Origin of the sequence: Streptomyces sp. GDS52 (assembly GCF_052246875.1) — a bacterium.
In the GTDB taxonomy this organism is placed as follows: domain Bacteria; phylum Actinomycetota; class Actinomycetes; order Streptomycetales; family Streptomycetaceae; genus Streptomyces; species Streptomyces cathayae.
The window spans coordinates 6,063,623-6,080,691 of record NZ_CM125966.1 but is presented as its reverse complement, the minus strand read 5'-3'; the positions used below and the strand labels follow the sequence as shown (position 1 = coordinate 6,080,691).

Here is a 17,069-nt window from a genome sequence, read left to right as displayed (position 1 = left end):
GCTTCCGGAGGGGTCGCCCGGGGTCACCGCGAGGCCCGTGAAGACCCGGGAGCCCGTGCGGGCGGGGGGCCGACGTTCACGACCTCCCCGATGACGATCACCGCCGGCGGTCTGACCTCCTCGGCGCGGACGGTCTCGGCGACCGTGGCGAGGGTGGCGTCGACGCGTCGCTGCGCGGCCGTGGTGCCCTCCTGGACCAGGGCGACCGGAGTGTCCGGCGACCTGCCGTGCGCCACGAGGGTCTCGGCGATCCTGCCGATCTTGTCGACGCCCATGAGGACCACCAGGGTGCCGGTCAGCTTCGCCAGGGACGGCCAGTCGGCCAGGGAACGCTCGTCGTCGGGCGCGACATGGCCGCTGACCACGGTGAACTCATGGGCCACACCGCGGTGGGTGACCGGAATCCCGGCAGCGCCCGGCACCGAGATGGAGCTGGAGATGCCGGGGACGACCGTGCACGGGATGCCCGCCTCGGCGAGTGCCTGAAGCTCCTCCATTCCACGGCCGAAGACATACGGGTCGCCGCCCTTGAGCCGGACCACCGACTTGCCCTGCCGGGCGTGTTCGATCAGCGCGTTGTTGATGGCCTCCTGCGCCATGAACCGGCCGTACGGGATCTTCGCCGCGTCGATCACCTCGACGTGCGGCGGGAGTTCGGCCAGCAGGTCGCGCGGGCCGAGCCGGTCGGCGATGACGACGTCCGCCTCGGCGAGCAGCCGGCGGCCGCGCACGGTGATCAGGTCCGGGTCGCCGGGACCGCCGCCGACCAGGGCGACGCCCGGGGTCCGGGTGCGGTGGTGCGGGGCGACGAGGGTACCGTCGCGCAGGCCCTCGACCACGGCGTCACGGATGGCGGCGGTGCGGCGGGGGTCGCGGCCCTTGGCGTCCGTGGTGAGGACGGCGACGGTGACGCCCTCGCTGTGCCCGGTGGCCGGGGTCCAGGCGGTGGCCCGGTCCGCGTCGTCGGAACGGACGCACCAGACGCGGTGGCGTTCCGCCTCGGCGGAGGCCCTGGTGTTGGCCTCGTCGTCGCCGGTGGCGATCAGGGCGTACCAGGCGTCCGCGAGGTCGCCCTCGGTGTACCGGCGCCGCTGCCAGGTGATCTCGCCGGCGTCCGCCATCGCCTCCACCGACGGCGTCGCCTCGGGGGAGACCAGAAGGATGTCGCCGCCGGCCGCGATGAGGGCGGGCAGGCGGCGCTGGGCGACCTGGCCACCGCCGAGGACGACCACTCGGCGGCCGGCGAGGCGGAGGCCCACGGGGTAGGCGGGGTGTTCGGCCATGAGGTGCGGCTCCTCGTACGGGCGGCGTGCGCGGGCGCTACGGCACTGGAGCGGCCCTGACGTGCGGTGTGCGGATGGGGTGTGCGGATGGGGGCTTCAGCGTACGGCGGGGGCGGGGCGGCGGTCGCCGCCCCGCCCCCGCCGGGCACCTGCTACTTCTCGGTGACGCCCGCCGAGTCGAACGTCGCCACCTCGTGCATGACACGCGCCGTGCTCTGCACCATCGGCAGGGCGAGCAGCGCGCCCGTGCCCTCACCGAGGCGCAGGTCGAGGTCGACCAGCGGGCGCAGACCCAGCTTGTTGAGGGCGGCCACATGGCCGGGCTCGGCGCTGCGGTGTCCGGCGATGCAGGCGGCCAGCACCTCGGGGGCGATGGCCCGGGCCACCAGGGCCGCGGCCCCGGCGCTGACGCCGTCCAGGATCACCGGCGTACGCAGCGACGCGCCGCCGAGGAGCAGGCCGACCATGGCCGCGTGTTCGAAGCCGCCGACGGCGGCGAGGACGCCGAGGGGGTCGGCCGGGTCCGGCCGGTGCAGTTCGAGGGCGCGGCGCACGACCTCGGTCTTGCGGACCAGGGTCTCGTCGTTGATGCCGGTGCCCCGGCCGGTGACCTCCGCCGGGTCCGCGCCGGTGAAGACCGAGATCAGGGCGGCGGACGCGGTGGTGTTGGCGATGCCCATCTCACCGGTGAGCAGGGCCTTGTTGCCGGCCGCGACCAGGTCGCGGGCGGTCTCGATACCCACCTCGATGGCCTGCTTGGCCTCCTCGCGGGTCATCGCGGGGCCGGCGGTCATGTCGGAGGTTCCGGCCCGGACCTTGCGCGGCAGCAGTCCGGGGGTGGCCGGAAGGTCGGAGGCCACCCCCACGTCGACGACGCAGACCTCGGCGCCCACCTGGGTGGCGAAGGCGTTGCAGACCGCTCCCCCGCCGAGGAAGTTGGCCACCATCTGGGCGGTGACCTCCTGCGGCCACGGGGTGACGCCCTGGGCGTGCACGCCGTGGTCGCCCGCGAAGACCGCGACGGCCGCGGGCTCCGGGACGGGCGGCGGGCACTGGCGGGACAGCCCGGCCAGCTGCGCGGAGATGATCTCCAGCATGCCGAGCGCGCCGGCCGGCTTGGTCATGCGCTTCTGCCGCTCCCACGCCTCGCCGAGCGCCTTGGCGTCCAGCGGACGGATCTGCGCGACGGTCTCCGCGAGCAGGTCGTGCGGGTCCTCGCCGGGCAGCGCACGTCTGCCGTAGGTCTCCTCGTGCACGACCCAGGACAGCGGGCGCCGCTTGGACCAGCCCGCCTGCATCAGCTCGGGCTCGTCCGGGAACTCGTCGACGTAGCCCACGCAGAGGTAGGCGACGACCTCGAGGTGCTCGGGCAGGCCCAGCGCGCGGACCATCTCGCGCTCGTCGAAGAAGCTGACCCAGCCGACTCCGAGTCCCTCGGCGCGCGCGGCGAGCCACAGGTTCTCGACGGCCAGCGCGGAGGAGTACGGCGCCATCTGGGGCTGGGTGTGCCGCCCCAGTGTGTGCCGGCCGCCACGGGTCGGATCGGCGGTGACGACGATGTTCACCGGGGTGTCGAGGATGGCCTCGATCTTCAGTTCCTTGAACTGCTTCGCCCGGCCCTTGGGCAGGGTCTTGGCGTAGGCGTCGCGCTGACGCGTGGCCAGTTCGTGCATGCCGCGCCGGGTCTCGGCGGAACGGATGACGACGAAGTCCCAGGGCTGCGAGTGGCCCACGGAAGGCGCCGTGTGGGCGGCCTCCAGGACGCGGAGCAGGACCTCGTGCGGGATGGGGTCGTCGCGGAAGCCGTTACGGATGTCCCGGCGCTCCCGCATGACCTTCAGTACGGCCTCGCGCTCGGCGGCGTCGTAGCCGGGGGCGGGGGGACCCGCGGGCGGTGCGGTGTCGGGCACTCCGGCGCCCTGGGTGTCCAGGTCGTCCGGGTTCTGCGCGGGTTCGTTCTGGGCCTGGTCGTTGTGGATCGGCTCGTTCCGGGCCGGTGCTGGGGGCAGCGCGTCGGTGCCGGTGGCGTCGGCCGGGTGGGGTGCGGGCACCGGGGCGGCGGCTTCCGGCGCGGGCTGTTCCTCGGTGGGGAGGGTCAGGGGCTGCGGCGGCGTCGGCGCGAGGTGCGGGGTGACCGGAACGTTCCCCTCCGGGGAGACGGACTCCTCCGGCGCCTGCTCCGGCCGGGCCTCCGGGAGAGCGGCGCCGTCGGGGGCCGGCCCGGGTCCGGCTGCAGGGGCCGCGTCCGGGGCGGGGGCCTCGGTGTCCGAAGCGGCCGGAGACCCGGGAAGGGGCGCCCACGCCTCCTGGACGGGCGGGGCGAAGGGAACGGTCGGAGCCTGGGGCTGGGCCTGCTGCGGTCCCTGGACCGGGGAGATGACCGGCTGGTGCCCGCTGTTCGGGCTTTCTGCGACCGGCTCGGCCTCCGGCTGCGGGAGGAGCGGTTCGGCTGCCGCGTCAGGAGCGGGCACCGCGTCAGGAGCGGGCACCGCGTCAGGAGCGGGCACCGCGTCAGGTGCGGGTGCGGGTGCGGGCGCGGGTGCGGCAGGGTCGGGGGCTTCGGCTGTCTCCGCCGGGCCGGGCGCGGGTACCGGCTGCTCCGTTTCCGTTGCGGGGGCGTGCCCGGGTGCCGGAATGCCGTCGACTGCGGCCGGGGGCACGGAGGCCGATGCCTCCTCGTCACCCACAGCGGTCACGGCGGCGGCAGCGGTCACGGCAGCCATGTGCGGGACGGCCTGGCCGGTGACCGGCCCGTGGGGATCGTGGGCCCCGGCGTCCGCCTCGCCGGTCGCTGCGGGAACGGCGGCGTCACCGGTCGTCGCCCCCGCCTCGGCGGCAGCGGCATCCGTCGCGTCCGCGTCGGGGCGGGCGGCGTCGGGGGTGACGCTCTCCGGCGTCCGGGCGGCCACGGGTTCCTGGTCCGGAACTCCCGGCGCCATGGCGACGACGGGTACGGGCCCCTCCTGCCCCGTGACCTCGGCCCCCGTGACCTCGGCCCCGGCGACCATGGCGTCGGCCGCCTCGGCGGCCGGTCCCCCGGCGGTCGGCGCCGTGGTCGCCGGGAGACCGGCGCCCTGACCGGCTTCTGGAGCGACGGGAGGCACGGCGTCAGCGGCAGGACTCATGCCGGCTCCGCCCGCATCGGCCGCCGTCGGTACGGGCGCACTCTCGGCACTCTCGGCGCCCTGCTGTTCCTCCGCGACCGCTGCCGCCACCGGCGCAGGCGTCTCCGGCACCGCAGGGGTCTCCGCCTCAGGTGCCGCCGGTGTCTGCGAGGGCACCGCCGACACCACGTCCTCCGTCGCGACCTGCGCCTCAGCGGTGGCGCCCGCCTCCGTCGGGACACGGGTGACGAGTGCCTGGGCTGCGCCCACCGGCTGCGGCGACGGAGCAACCGCTTCCGCCTGGGCCGGCGCGCCCGCGCCCACCGGCGCCGGGGCGACCCAGGGCTCCGCCGTCTGCGGGGCCGCCTCCCGGGGCCGCGGCACGTCGAGGTACTCGGGGCCGACGACCGGCGGGCCGACCTGGCGCACCGGCACGTCGGCCGGACCGCGGTCGGCGAGCGAGCGGACCGGGCCGGTGGTGGCGCTGGGGATGGGCGGGCCGAGGTGCAACGGACGGCGCGGCACCGCCGGCACCGCCGGCTCGTGCGTGAACGCGCGGCCGGGTGCCTGCGCCCGCTCCGGTTCGGGGAGGCGGACACCGCCGAGGTCGACCGAGCCGGTGTCCCGGCCGGCCGTCTCGTGCGGTCCCGGCTCGTGCACGGTCTCGACGACCGGCTCGGGCGCGGGTGGGGCGACCTCGTTGCCCCAGGCGCCCTGGGCACCGGGCAGCAGCAGCTCTTCGTCTTCGGCGGAACTCTCGGAGAGGTAGGTGTACGGGTCGGGCGCGGGGACGCCCGGCTGCTCCACCATGCCTGCGTTCTCCGGCAGTTCCTCGCCCGGGACCTGGCCGGTGTCGGTCATGCGTACCCCTCGCCCATCGGTTAGTGCTCCTACGACCAGCTCACCCGGAACGGCGCACCGACCGCCCCACACTGAAGAACGAGCGTGCGTCCCCAGCGGCACGAACGGCCTGCCGAGAAAAGGAGACAAAGCCATTCACTGGCATTGTCGCTGCCGTAGTGCCGTCGCGTCAGCTTGATCGGCGACGGTTCCGCTGTGGACTGCGCCACGTTGCGCGTCCTTGGGTTCCGCCGTACCACACACACCCCGAAAGGGGCGTGTTTTCGGTACATCGGCCGACGAGTCGGCGAGCGTCCGAGTTGCGGTACAACGATCGGCCAGCCTACCGCGAGCGGTACGACAACCCGATCACGGGGACGGCATCGGGGCCGGGGGACGCGATCAGGGGGTGCGCGCGGGCAGTACGCCGCTGAGCAGGAACGCGACGCTCCGCTCCGTCTCCGTCCAGGCCCTGGTGTCGAGTTCGACGGACTGCAGGAGGGCGCACTCGACGGTGTAGCCGTGTTCCGTCAGCTCCCGGCCGATGCGTTCGGCCGCGTCGCGGGTGGCGGCGTGCGTGACGATGCGCTGCGGGCGGCGGTCGGCGACCGCCGTGACCACCGCCGCTCCCCCGCCGCCGACCCGGACGACGTCCGGTTCCGGGAGGTCCTCCAGGACGTGCGGGGCGGTGCCGTGCACGATCTGGAGCTGGACGCCGTACCGGCGGGCGGTGGACTCGGTGCGCGCGCAGGCCCGCGGGTCGCCGTCGACGGCGATGACCCCGGCGCCGGCCCGTGCCGCCTCGGTGGCGAAGGCACCGCTGCCGCAGCCGATGTCCCACACGAGGTCGCCCGGCCGCGGTCCGAGCCGGGCGAGTTGGGAGACGCGCAGCGGCTCCCGCTCGCCCTCGCCGAGTTCACCGCCGTAGGCCTCGGCCGGCAGTGTCCAGCCGCGCGGGCCCGCGGCGGGGTCGCGTCCGGCGATCCAGCCGCCGGACTCGCCGGCGGCGGCCGGGCCACCGATCACGATGACGACATTGGGGTCGCGCCAGGTGTGGTCGGCTGCCTTGTCGGAGGTGACGACGCTGACCTGTTCGCGAGCGGTGCCGAGTTCCTCACAGATGACGAAGGTGCGGTGGACGCCCTCCATGAGCAGGCCCAGTTCGGCGGGGCCTGCTCCGGGAGAGGTGAGGACCGCCACTTTGCTGTGGGCTCGGCAGACGTTCACCGCGCGTCGCAGGGTTCGGCGGTGTGCGACGACCACCTGTGCGTCGTCCCAGGGCATTCCGGCCCTGGCGAAGGCGGCGGCGACCGAGGAGACGGCGGGGACGACCTCGACCTCCAGGCCGAACTCGGGTGCGCGCAGGGTCCGTACAACGCCGAAGAAGCCGGGGTCGCCGTCGGCGAGGACCACCGCCGTGCCGCGGTGGCCGGCGACCCGGCGGGCGGCCAGGGCGGCGCTGCCGAGCCGGACGCGCTCGGCGCCCGCGGGTACCTCGGGGAGTTCCAGGTGGTGCGGGGCGCCCGCCACCAGGGTGGCGGCGCCCAGTGCGGCGCGGGCCGCTGCGGTCAGCGGCGAACCGTCCCAGCCGATCACCGTGACCCGGTCGGCCATCGTCGTCAGTCTCCTGGGTTGTGCGCGGGTCGTCTGGGGGGGGTGTACGCGGGTCCGTCGTCGGCCGCCGCGCCCGCGGGCGGGCCTGGTGAGAGTACCTGGTACGGCCATGCAGTGGGTGGACGATACCGTCGGCCGCGGGTTCGCGGAGGGTCAGCTCCAGTCGCTGAGGGTGGTGAACTCGCCGGTGTCGGCCAGGGGTCCGGACCCGCCCTCGAGGTCCTCCGGCAGCAGGCTCCAGACGATGAAGTCGGTGCGGACGTCCGTCCAGCCGCCGTCCTCGGTGCGGACGTGGGCTATGCAGGCGTTGCGCAGGACGCCCTCACTGATGCAGCCGATCTTCTGGGCGACCTGTTGCGAGGCGGTGTTGTCGGCGGCGGTGCGCAGCTCGACGCGTTCCAGCTTCTGGTCGCCGAAGAGCCACTGGGCGGTGGCGAGCGCGGCCTCGGAGGCGTATCCCTCGCCCCGCGCCCAGGGGGCGACGATGTACGACAGTTCGGTGGACCGGATGTGCCAGTCGGTGCCGGTGAGCCGGATGACGCCGACCAGGCGCTGGGTGAGGAACTCGGTGACGGCGAGGTCGATCCCCCGTCCGGCCATCCGTTCGGCGGGGGACTCCTCGGTGATCCAGGTGCGGACGGCCGTTTCGGTGAAGGGCCGGGGAACGTCGGTCCAGGCGGCGACCTGTTCGTCGTTCATCATCTCGGCCAGGGCGGGGACGTCGTCCTCGTCGAGGGGACGCAGCACCAACCGCTCCGTGCTGATGGAGATGTTGGGGAAGGTGCTGCTCGTCATGCGCCGCTCCGTAACCTTCGAGACCTTCGGGACCGTCAGGTCCTGCTGAACTGCCCAGCATGCAGCATGAAAGCACCGAACCGCACCACGGGGGCCACTCCGTGTACCGGAGTGGCCCCCGTGGGTGCCGGACGGGTCGAGCGCGTGGTGCTCGCGGTGCGCGCGTCCCCCGGATCAGAAGGCGGCGACGACCGAACCGGCGTACTTGTCGTCGATGAACTTCTTGACCTCGTCGGAGGTGAGGAGCTCGGCGAGCTTCTTCACGCGCGGGTCGTCCTCGTTGCCCTCCTTGACGGCGAGGAAGTTGGCGTGCGGGTTGCCCTCGGCGGCCTCGAGGACGAGGGCGTCCTCGGCCGGCTTGAGGTCGGCCCCGATGGCGTAGTTGCCGTTGACGACCGCGGCGTCGACGTCGGCCAGGGCGCGCGGCGTCTGGGCCGCCTCCAGCTCCTTGAACTTGAGCTTCTTCGGGTTCTCGGTGATGTCCGAGGGGGTCGCCTCGAAGCCGACGCCGTCCTTGATCGTGATGATCTTGTTGGCCGCGAGCAGCTGCAGCGCGCGTCCCTCGTTGATGGTGTCGTTGGGGATGGCGATGGTCGCGCCGCTCTTCAGCTCGTCGGCTTCCTTGACCTTCTGGGAGTAGAGGCCGAGCGGCTCCAGGTGCACGTCGCCGGCGGGCACGATGTGCGTGCCGTTCTTCTGGTTGAAGTCGTCGAGGTACGCCTGGGTCTGGAAGTAGTTGGCGTCCACCGAGCCGTCCTCCGTGGAGGTGTTCGGCGTGACGTAGTCGGTGACCTCCTTGACCTCCAGGTCGAGCCCGGCCTTCTCGGCCAGGTTGTCCTTGACGAAGTTGAGGATCTCGGCGTGCGGCACGGGGCTCGCGGCGACGGTCAGCGTGCCGGAGGCGTCGGATCCGGACTTCTCCTCCGCGCCGCAGGCGGTGAGGCCGAGGCTGAGGGCTCCGACGGCGAGGACAGCGGTGGTGATCTTGACGGTGTTACGCACGAAAAGTGCCTTTCCTTCAGGGTGGTGCGGCCCCGGCTCGGGGTGGTGCGGGGCCTTCGGGGAAGTGGGGGTCTAGGGGACGGAAGACTGAAGGCGGGCCGGGGTCACCCGGTCTTGCCGGCGTCGGCCGTCGCCGGTTCCCTGGTCTTGAGCAGCCGCAGCCTCGGCCCGGCGTCCGGGCGTCCGCCGCGGTGGTGCAGGGAGCGGGCCGCGTAGTCGCCGGCGAACTGGATGAGGGAGATGGCCACGGCGAGGATCGCGACGGTGACCCACATCAGCCCGGTCTCGAAGCGCTGGTAGCCGTAGCGGACCGCGAGGTCGCCGAGTCCGCCGCCGCCCACGGTGCCGGCCATGGCCGAGTAGCCGATGAGGGCGATGATCGTGGTGGTGGTGCTGGCGATCAGCGAGGGCAGCGCCTCGGGCACGAGGACCCTGCGGACGATCGTCCAGGTGTTGCCGCCCATGGCCTGCACGGCCTCGACGAGTCCGTGGTCCACTTCGCGCACGGCCGTCTCGACGAGCCGGGCGAAGAAGGGGATGCCGCCGATGGCGAGCGGCACGATCGCGGCCTCGCTGCCGATGGTCGTCCCGGTGATCCAGCGGGTGAAGCTCATCAGGGCGACCATGAGGATGATGAACGGCATCGAGCGGCCGACATTCACGATCTGGCCGACGACCTTGTTCACCAGGCTGTTCTGCAGCAGCCCGCCCCTGTCGGTGAGGACGAGCAGCACGCCGATCGGGAGCCCGACGACGACGGAGATCAGGGTGGACCAGCCCACCATGACCAGTGTTTCCCAGCACGCCTGTTCCAGCAGGGGCTGCATCTGGGACCAGGTCACTTGGCCGTCTCCTTCACGAGGGTCCGCGCGGTCTGCGCGGTCTGCGCGGTCTGCGCCGCCTGTGCCGCCCGCTCGACGACGTCGATCTGCAGCCCCTGCTCCCGCAGGAAGCCGATCGGCACGACGTTGTCCTCGTAGCGGCCCGGGAGTTCGATGCGCATCCTGCCCACCTGGAGACCTCCGACGGTGTCGATGGCGGCACCGAGGATCGATATGTCGATGTTGTAGGTACGGGCCAGCTGGGAGATGACCGGCTGGGTCGCGCTCTCGCCCTGGAAGGTGACGTCCAGGACGGTGCGGTCGTCGCCCGAGGCCTCACCGGCGACCGGGAACAGCGCGGAGGCCAGTTCGGAGCCGGGGGTGGCGAGGAGTTCGGTGACCGTGCCGGACTCGACGATCCGGCCCTTCTCCATCAGCGCGGCCGAGTCGCAGATCGTCTTCACGACGTCCATCTCGTGCGTGATGAGCAGGACGGTCAGGCCGAGCTGGCGGTTCAGGTCGCGCAGCAGCGCCAGGATCGAGCGGGTGGTCTCCGGGTCGAGCGCGCTGGTGGCCTCGTCGGACAGCAGCACCTTCGGATCGCCGGCCAGTGCGCGGGCGATGCCGACGCGCTGCTTCTGGCCGCCGGAGAGCTGGGCGGGGTAGGCCTTGGCCTTGTCGGCGAGGCCCACCAGGTCGAGCAGTTCCAGCGCCTTGAGGGAACGTTCCTTCCCCGACTGCCCGAGGATCTCCAGCGGCAGTTCGACGTTGTCCTGCACGGTGCGCGAGGAGAGCAGGTTGAAGTGCTGGAAGACCATGCCGATACGGCTGCGCGCCTGCCGCAGTTCCCGCCCGGCGCGCGGGCCGCGCCCGGCCAGGGCGGTGAGGTCCTGCCCGGCCACGGTCACGGTGCCCGAGGTGGGGCGCTCGAGCAGGTTGACACAGCGGATGAGCGAGGACTTGCCGGCGCCGGACTGGCCGATGACGCCGTAGACCTCGCCTTCGCGGACGTGCAGGTCGACGCCGTCCAGGGCGGTGACCTCGCGTCCGCGAGAGCGGTAGACCTTGCTCAGGCCCGAGGTGGTGATCACGTGAACATCCGTCACTGTCGAGTGCGCGACACGTCGTGGCGCCGGCACGAGGCATTCAGGGTCGAAAGCAGCCCGTACGCGGCACGGCTTCTCCCGAGCGCGGCGGAGGTGAGCCGTGGGGAGACGTGCGCGGGGGCGTGGTTCCGTCGCGCATGCGGGACCGATGGGGCACGCGGGCGGACGGGAACCGGCTCTCGCTTCGGGGCGCGAGGCTCAAGTGCTGCGGGGGCCCTCTAGAAGGCGCGCATTCGGAGCGGACACATACAACCGGCACCGGGCTGCAGATGCACCTCGGTCGCGGGGCTGCGGTCGCTCGTCGTGGTCATGCGGCCAGTAAAGCAGACCTTCACTGCTGACCGGACACCGCTGTCCACATTCTGGACAGCCGTGGACATGGGTGACCGCACGTCAGGGGCGTACCGAGATCTCCACCCCCGCGTCCGTGACCAGTGCGGACAGCGCCGACAGGTCCTTCACCACCAGGTCGGCGGTCAGCTCGTGGGCCTGGTGGGTTGTGGCCAACGCCACGGTGGTCATGCCGGCGGCCCGGCCCGCCTGGAGCCCGGCGGGGGCGTCCTCGAAGACGACACAGTGCGCGGGGTCCACGCCGAGGGTCCGGGCGGCGAGCAGGTAGGGCTCGGGGTCGGGCTTGCCCCGGGTGACGTCGTCGGCGGCCACCAGGGTCTTGGGCAGGATGCCGGCCGCGGCGAGGCGGGCCTCGGCCAGCCGCCGGGTGGCGGAGGTGACGACGGCCCAGCGCTCGGCAGGCAGCACGTCGAGGAGGTCCCGGGTGCCCGGCAGCAGAACGGCCCCGCCGTTCGGCACGTCCTCCACCTCCAGGTCCTCGATCCGCGCGACGGCCTCCGGCACGACGCGGGCGGGCAGCAGGTCGGCGGCTATCTCGACGGCCGGCCGGCCGTGCAGCTCGGTCCGCCCGAACTCCTCGGCCGTGATCCCGTACTCCACGGCCCACCGCGTCCAGCAGCGCTGCACGGATTCGAGGGAGGAGACGAGCGTCCCGTCGTTGTCGAACAGGAGGGCTTGCGCGTGGATGGTCATGCCATCGACCATACGGTGCGGGCAGGGCCGGGCACGGTGGAGCCGTTCCGGCGTAATAAGGTCGCTGACATGCTTGATGTCCTGACGCTGACGACCGGCGTCGCCGCGCTGCTGCTCGCCGCCTGGTGCGGCTGGGCCGCCTACCGGGATCAGCCGACGAAGGACTGGCACTTCATCGGCATGGCCGTGGTCACGCTGCTGACGCTGGTTCAGCTGATCGTCGGGATCGTACAGCTGGCCCGGGGCGAGAAGCCGGAGCAGGGGACGACGATCTTCCTCGCGTATCTGCTGGGCTCGTTCGCGTGCGTCCCGGCGGCGGGCTTCATGTCACTGGCCGAGCGCACCCGGTGGGGCTCGATCACGGTGGCCGCGAGCGGTGTCGTCCTGGCCGTGCTGGAGGTGCGGCTCCATGACATCTGGGGGAGCTGAGAAGGCCGTGACGGAACAGAAGCCGACCGGGACACGGCTGATCGGCGGGCCCGGACTGCTGCTGGTGTGGCTGTACGGGGTGATGGTCGTCGGCGCCGTGTCGCGCTCCGCGTACCAGATCGCCACCGAGTTCGACCGGGCGCCGCTCGCCTACTCGCTCTCGGCGATCGCCGGGGTGGTCTACGGATTCATCACGTACACCCTGGTGCGCGGCGGGGAGGCGGCCCGCAGGGCGGCGCTGGTGTGCTGCGCCGCCGAGCTGGTGGGCGTCCTGACGGTCGGCACCTGGACCCTGGTCGACCCGTCCGCCTTCCCCGACGCGACGGTGTGGTCGGACTACGGGATGGGGTACCTGTTCATTCCCGTGCTGCTGCCCCTCACGGCCATGTACTGGCTGCGCAAGGCACGCACGGCGTAACGACCACCCGGTCAGGCGGTGGCAGCGTACGTCTCGGCCGTCTCGGCCGACTTCTCCAGGACGATCTGCGGTACGCCGTCCGCTCCCTCGGACGTCCCGACCCGCTGGTAGCCGACCCGGCTGTACAGCTGGAGATTGCTCTCGCTGCGGTGCCCGGTGTGCAGGCGGAAGGTCCTGGCGCCCCGTTCGTCGGCGAGGGCGGCTTCGGCGACCCGCAGGAGCCGGGCGCCGATGCCGTGCCCCTGGAGGCGGGGGTGGACACAGAGCTTGCCGATGGCCGCGGCGGCGTCCTCGGTGCTCCTGCCGTGCACCGAGCCGACGATCTCGTCACCGAGGCGGGCGACGAAGACCAGGTCGGCGGCGACCTCCTCACGGACCGAGTCCAGACTCTGGACCAGCGGGTCGATGCGGTAATTGCCGTACAGCGCCGCTTCGCTCTGGAAGCACAGGTACTGCAACCTGAAGATCTGCTCGGCATCCTGCTCGGCCGCCGCAGAGATGGTCACGCTCATGCCCATGTGCGCACGCCTCCCGCTCACCTGATCACCTGTGGTCCCTCACTCCTATCCCCGTCCTCAACGCGACGCAACCTCCGGCGCGAGCAATCGGCGAAGACATCCCAGGCATCTGGAACGTTCCGGACCCAGGCTGCCCTGTGAGATACCCAACTCCCCTGCGATGTCCCGGTATGTCGGGTCATGCGGGGCCAGCAGCGCCTCCAGCAGCCGGGGGCAGCGGCCGGGCAGCCGGCGCACCGCGTCCCGCAGGGTGCGGCGGCCGGCGGCGGCGACGGCGAGGAGTTCGGGGTCGCGGTCGCGGGGGTCGCCGGGATCCACGGGGTCACCGGCGCACGGCCTCTCGTGCCGGACGGCGCGGCGGCGGCGACGGGCCTCGGTGCGGACGGCCCTGCGGAGCCAGTCCTGCGGGTCGTGCGGCGGGCCGTGGACGTCGAGGCGTTCCAGGAGGCGCAGCCAGACCGCCTGTTCCAGGTCGGCGGGTTCGGCCCCGGACGCGTACGCCTCGGCGGAGGCTTCCGCGGTGAGCAGCGGACGGAGGGCGGCGACCAGGTCATGGGGCATACACCCAACGACACGGCCGCCCCGGGCCCGGTTGCCCGGAGCGGCCGGAAATCACCCTGAAGGGGACAGAGCCGCTCAGCTGTTGACGAAGTCCTCGCGGGCGAGCAGAGCGGTGTCCGGGTGGTCGGTGAAGACGCCGTCGATGCCGGTGGCGTAGTAGGTGCGGAAGGCGCCGAAGACGTCGCCGTAGGCGTCGGGGTCGCCGCCCGTGCGGAAGTTCGCCGGCAGGAAGGGGTTCTCGTTGCGCATCGTGTACGGGTGCAGGATCAGTCCGGCCCGGTGCGCGTCGCGGACGAGGCCGGTGGGCTCGGTGAGGTTTCCGGCCGCGTCCCGGGGGATGACCAGGTCCAGGGTGGGGCCGATGCCCTGGGCGTAGGAGGCGATCTCCTTCAGGCCCTCCGGCGTGATGAGGTCGGCCACCGTGCGCGGGTCGCCGTTCTCGACGAAGTCCCAGGGGCGGCTGTTCGCGCCGGAGAGCAGCACGGCGAGCGGGTTGCCGACGAGCCTGCTCATCCGCTGGATGCTGGTGGGTTCGAAGGACTGGACGATGACGGGCGAGTTCTTCTTGTCCTTGCCGTGCTTGCGCAGCAGCCGGGCGAGGCGCTCCTCGGTGCCCAGGCCCAGCCGGCGGAAGTAGGTGGGGTGCTTGAGCTCGGGGTAGATCCAGACCTGCTTGCCGCGCTTGCGGGTCTGCTCGTTCTGCCAGCGCAGCACCTCTTCGAAGGTGGGGATCTCCCAGCGGCCGTCGTAGAGGGTGTTGTGCGGGCGGTTGGCGGGGATGCGCTCGACGGCGCGGAGCGTCTTGAGTTCGGCGAGGGTGAAGTCCTCGGTGAACCAGCCGGTGACAAAGACGCCGTCGAGCCGCTTGGTGCGCTTGCGGTCGGCGAACTCCGGGTGGCTCGCGACGTCCGTGGTGCCGCCGATCTCCGGCTCGTGCCGGCAGACGAGGTGGCCGTCCCTGGTGGGCACCAGGTCGCCGGCCTCGACGATGTCGGCCCCCATGTCGAGGGCCAGTTCGTAGGCGCCGAACGTGTGCTCGGGCCGGTAGCCGCTGGCCCCCCGGTGGCCGATGACGGTCGGGACGGGCAGGCCCTTGACGCCCCGTCCGCCGCCGCCGCGGCCCTCGGCGTGCCGGGCCTCGGCCGCTCTCGCCGTGCCACCCAGCCCGAGGACGGTGCCGCCCGCGCCGAGCACCGCCGCGCCCAGGAGGGCCCGCCGCCCGGTCCCGCCGCCCGCGGCCTGGCCCGTCCGCTCGTCCGACTCCTGCGTTCCCATGAGGTGCCTCCTGCCGTCGACCGTCAGTGCGGGGTGATCGTAGGGGCGCGTGCATGACGAACGGGAGACCGCGACCGGAACACGCGGGGGCCACCGGATGGCGTACGGACCGGGCCCGGCGTGTCGGGCTCCGGACGGGCGTGTCGGGCTGGTGTGCCGGACGGGTGCCCCGGGCGGGGTCTGACGGTCCGCCGGCTTCGGGGGCGTCGTACCGGGTACCCGTGGGCATGCCGCCGACGGCGCGCCTCCCGCAGTGCGCGGGGCGCGCGTGCTTGGATCCGGCCGTGTCCGCACCCCGGACCGGCGAGGCCGCGGATCGTCCCTTGCGGACGCGACGTGCCTCACATCACGTCGTGCGCGTCACGGCCGTACGACACCACGTCACCACAGGTGAACATGTATCTGCACGGCGTGACACGTCGGTGGACCCGACGTGCGCGCCCCCCTCGCCCGCGAGTAATGTCCTTGCCTGCACAGACTCATACCGCATTCCCGACACCGGAGGACCCGTTGTCCCGCTTCGCGCTCATCAAGGCAGTGCTCGGCCCGGTCATGCGCCTGATGTTCCGCCCACGGGTGGAGGGTGCGGAGCACATCCCGGGTGACGGTCCGGTCATCCTGGCGGGCAACCACCTCACGTTCATCGACTCGATCGTCCTGCCGATCGTCTGCGACCGTCAGGTCTTCTTCATCGGCAAGGACGAGTACGTCACCGGCAAGGGCCTCAAGGGCCGGGTGATGGCCTGGTTCTTCACCGGTGTCGGCATGATCCCGGTCGACCGGGACGGCGGCCGGGGCGGGGTCGCGGCACTGATGACGGGCCGTCGGGTGCTGGAGGAGGGCAGGATCTTCGGCATCTACCCCGAGGGCACCCGCTCCCCCGACGGCCGCCTCTACCGGGGCCGCACCGGTATCGCGCGGCTCACCCTGATGACCGGCGCGCCCGTCGTCCCGTTCGCCATGGTCGGCACCGACAAGCTGCAGCCGGGCGGCGCGGGCCTGCCCCGGCCGGGCAGGGTCACGGTCCGCTTCGGTGAGGCGATGGAGTTCTCCCGCTACGAGGGCATGGACCGCGACCGCTACGTCCTGCGGGCGGTGACCGACTCGGTGATGACCGAGGTCATGCGCCTGTCCGGGCAGGAGTACGTGGACATGTACGCCAGCAAGGCGAAGGCCGCCTGACCCCGCCCACCGCGAGAACCACGTACGCCGACGGCGGACCGCTGCAGCAGCGGTCCGCCGTCGGCGTGTCAGTGCCAGGCCAGCTGTCCGCGTCGTTCCCAGTACGCGTGCGGGTCCTCGCGCAGCACGGCGAGGCGGGAGAGCTGGTCGTCGTCGAGGTCGACGGCCGCCGCTCGCAGGTTGGAGGCGAGCTGGACGACGGTGGCGGCACCGGAGAGGACGACACCGGCCCAGGGCCGGCGCAGCACGAGCGCGAGGGCGACGGCGTCGCAGTCCAGTCCGGTCTCCGCGGCGACGGCCCTGAGCGCGTCGGGGGCGTGGGCCGCGGCCAGCCGGCCGTTGGCCATGCCCTCCTTGACGATCACCGTGAGCCCGGCGTCGTGGGCCTCGGCCAGCGCGGGCTCGGCGGACGTCTCCAGCGCGTTGTACGTGGACTGGACGGTACGGAAGAGGGGTTCGCCCTCGACCGTGACGGCGAGCGCCGCGCGGATGGCGTCCGCCTGGGCCGGGCCGCTGGTGGAGAACCCGACGGTGAGGCCCTGGGCCGCCGCCTCGGCGAGCCGGGCGTGGAGGTCCTTGTCGGTGAGGGCGGGGCTGTCCGGGGTCACCGAATGGATCTGGTAGAGGTCGAGCCGGTCGCCGAGCAGTGCGTCGGACTCGGCGCGCTGGCGCTCGTACGCGGCGAGGGAGTGTTCCTTGACCTCGTGCCGCTCGGCGTCGGTGGACCAGTCCGCGGTGTACGTGTAGCCCCACTTGCTGCCGATGACGACGTCGGCGGCGTCGGGCCGGCCACGCAGCCATTCGGCGAGGAACTCCTCGGACCGGCCGTAGGAGCGGGCCGCGTCGAAGTAGCGGACGCCCTGGGCGTAGGCGGCGTCGAGGAGGTCGTGGGTGCGGGTGCGCAGGGCCTCGACGCTGCGGTCGCCGCCGAGGTCGGCGTCGCGGTCCAGGTTGATGTAACCGGGTCGTCCGACGGCGGCGAGTCCCAGGCCGATATGGCAGGTGGGGGTAGTGGCTGTGGCCAGACGTGCGAAGGGCATCGGGGCTCCGTTCGGTCGGCTCCTTGCGGCTGCCCGA

15 protein-coding genes are annotated in these 17,069 nt (G+C 72.8%); 3 read left to right on the top strand and 12 right to left on the bottom strand.

Annotated features, from left to right (window positions below):
• Positions 1-23 precede the first annotated feature (23 nt).
• From cobA to ACTWJ9_RS27730, 8 genes are all read right to left on the bottom strand, one after another.
• Positions 24-1,283, bottom strand: a complete 1,260-nt coding sequence (cobA, locus tag ACTWJ9_RS27765; RefSeq protein WP_279337003.1) for a uroporphyrinogen-III C-methyltransferase — start codon at positions 1,281-1,283, stop codon at positions 24-26.
• Between the two features lie 152 nt (positions 1,284-1,435).
• On the bottom strand, positions 1,436-5,248 hold the full coding sequence (cobT, locus tag ACTWJ9_RS27760) for a nicotinate-nucleotide--dimethylbenzimidazole phosphoribosyltransferase (protein WP_443294902.1): 3,813 nt from the start codon (positions 5,246-5,248) through the stop codon (positions 1,436-1,438).
• A gap of 381 nt (positions 5,249-5,629) precedes the next feature.
• Positions 5,630-6,841 carry a precorrin-6y C5,15-methyltransferase (decarboxylating) subunit CbiE gene (gene cbiE / locus ACTWJ9_RS27755; protein ID WP_279337001.1) on the bottom strand — a complete coding sequence of 404 codons (1,212 nt, stop codon included), beginning with the start codon at positions 6,839-6,841 and terminating at the stop codon, positions 5,630-5,632.
• Between the two features lie 153 nt (positions 6,842-6,994).
• Complete coding sequence (locus ACTWJ9_RS27750) at positions 6,995-7,636, bottom strand: GNAT family N-acetyltransferase (RefSeq protein ID WP_279337000.1); 642 nt, start codon at positions 7,634-7,636, stop codon at positions 6,995-6,997.
• Between the two features lie 174 nt (positions 7,637-7,810).
• Complete coding sequence (locus tag ACTWJ9_RS27745) at positions 7,811-8,638, bottom strand: MetQ/NlpA family ABC transporter substrate-binding protein (RefSeq protein ID WP_387040447.1); 828 nt, start codon at positions 8,636-8,638, stop codon at positions 7,811-7,813.
• 104 nt (positions 8,639-8,742) lie between these two features.
• Positions 8,743-9,480 carry a methionine ABC transporter permease gene (locus ACTWJ9_RS27740; RefSeq protein WP_388708582.1) on the bottom strand — a complete coding sequence of 246 codons (738 nt, stop codon included), beginning with the start codon at positions 9,478-9,480 and terminating at the stop codon, positions 8,743-8,745.
• Positions 9,477-10,550, bottom strand: a complete 1,074-nt coding sequence (locus tag ACTWJ9_RS27735) for a methionine ABC transporter ATP-binding protein (RefSeq protein WP_443294900.1) — start codon at positions 10,548-10,550, stop codon at positions 9,477-9,479. Before ACTWJ9_RS27735 ends, ACTWJ9_RS27740 begins: the two co-directional genes overlap by 4 nt.
• A gap of 408 nt (positions 10,551-10,958) precedes the next feature.
• Positions 10,959-11,609 carry an HAD-IA family hydrolase gene (locus tag ACTWJ9_RS27730; RefSeq protein WP_387040452.1) on the bottom strand — a complete coding sequence of 217 codons (651 nt, stop codon included), beginning with the start codon at positions 11,607-11,609 and terminating at the stop codon, positions 10,959-10,961.
• 69 nt (positions 11,610-11,678) lie between these two features.
• Between ACTWJ9_RS27730 and ACTWJ9_RS27725 the strand changes: the two genes are divergently transcribed.
• Positions 11,679-12,038, top strand: a complete 360-nt coding sequence (locus ACTWJ9_RS27725) for a hypothetical protein (protein WP_109379514.1) — start codon at positions 11,679-11,681, stop codon at positions 12,036-12,038.
• On the top strand, positions 12,019-12,456 hold the full coding sequence (locus ACTWJ9_RS27720; RefSeq protein WP_279336995.1) for a hypothetical protein: 438 nt from the start codon (positions 12,019-12,021) through the stop codon (positions 12,454-12,456). The genes ACTWJ9_RS27725 and ACTWJ9_RS27720 overlap by 20 nt, the downstream gene beginning before the upstream one ends.
• Positions 12,457-12,467: 11 nt before the next feature.
• Here ACTWJ9_RS27720 and ACTWJ9_RS27715 read toward each other — a convergent pair whose 3' ends face one another.
• The 3 genes from ACTWJ9_RS27715 to ACTWJ9_RS27705 all read right to left on the bottom strand — a co-directional run bounded on the left by ACTWJ9_RS27715 (position 12,468) and on the right by ACTWJ9_RS27705 (position 14,810).
• A complete protein-coding gene (locus ACTWJ9_RS27715; protein WP_279338119.1) occupies positions 12,468-12,974 on the bottom strand; it encodes a GNAT family N-acetyltransferase in 507 nt (168 codons plus the stop codon).
• Positions 12,975-13,031: 57 nt separating this feature from the next.
• Positions 13,032-13,535: a sigma factor gene (locus ACTWJ9_RS27710; RefSeq protein ID WP_279336994.1), complete on the bottom strand. Its 504-nt coding sequence runs from the start codon at positions 13,533-13,535 to the stop codon at positions 13,032-13,034.
• A 75-nt stretch (positions 13,536-13,610) separates the two neighbouring features.
• Positions 13,611-14,810, bottom strand: a complete 1,200-nt coding sequence (locus ACTWJ9_RS27705) for a glycerophosphodiester phosphodiesterase (RefSeq protein ID WP_279336993.1) — start codon at positions 14,808-14,810, stop codon at positions 13,611-13,613.
• A gap of 510 nt (positions 14,811-15,320) precedes the next feature.
• Here ACTWJ9_RS27705 and ACTWJ9_RS27700 point away from each other — a divergent pair.
• On the top strand, positions 15,321-15,992 hold the full coding sequence (locus ACTWJ9_RS27700; protein WP_279336992.1) for a lysophospholipid acyltransferase family protein: 672 nt from the start codon (positions 15,321-15,323) through the stop codon (positions 15,990-15,992).
• Between the two features lie 68 nt (positions 15,993-16,060).
• Here the strand turns inward: ACTWJ9_RS27700 and ACTWJ9_RS27695 are convergent, their stop codons facing one another.
• Positions 16,061-17,032 carry an aldo/keto reductase gene (locus ACTWJ9_RS27695; RefSeq protein WP_279336991.1) on the bottom strand — a complete coding sequence of 324 codons (972 nt, stop codon included), beginning with the start codon at positions 17,030-17,032 and terminating at the stop codon, positions 16,061-16,063.
• Between the last annotated feature and the right edge of the window lie 37 nt (positions 17,033-17,069).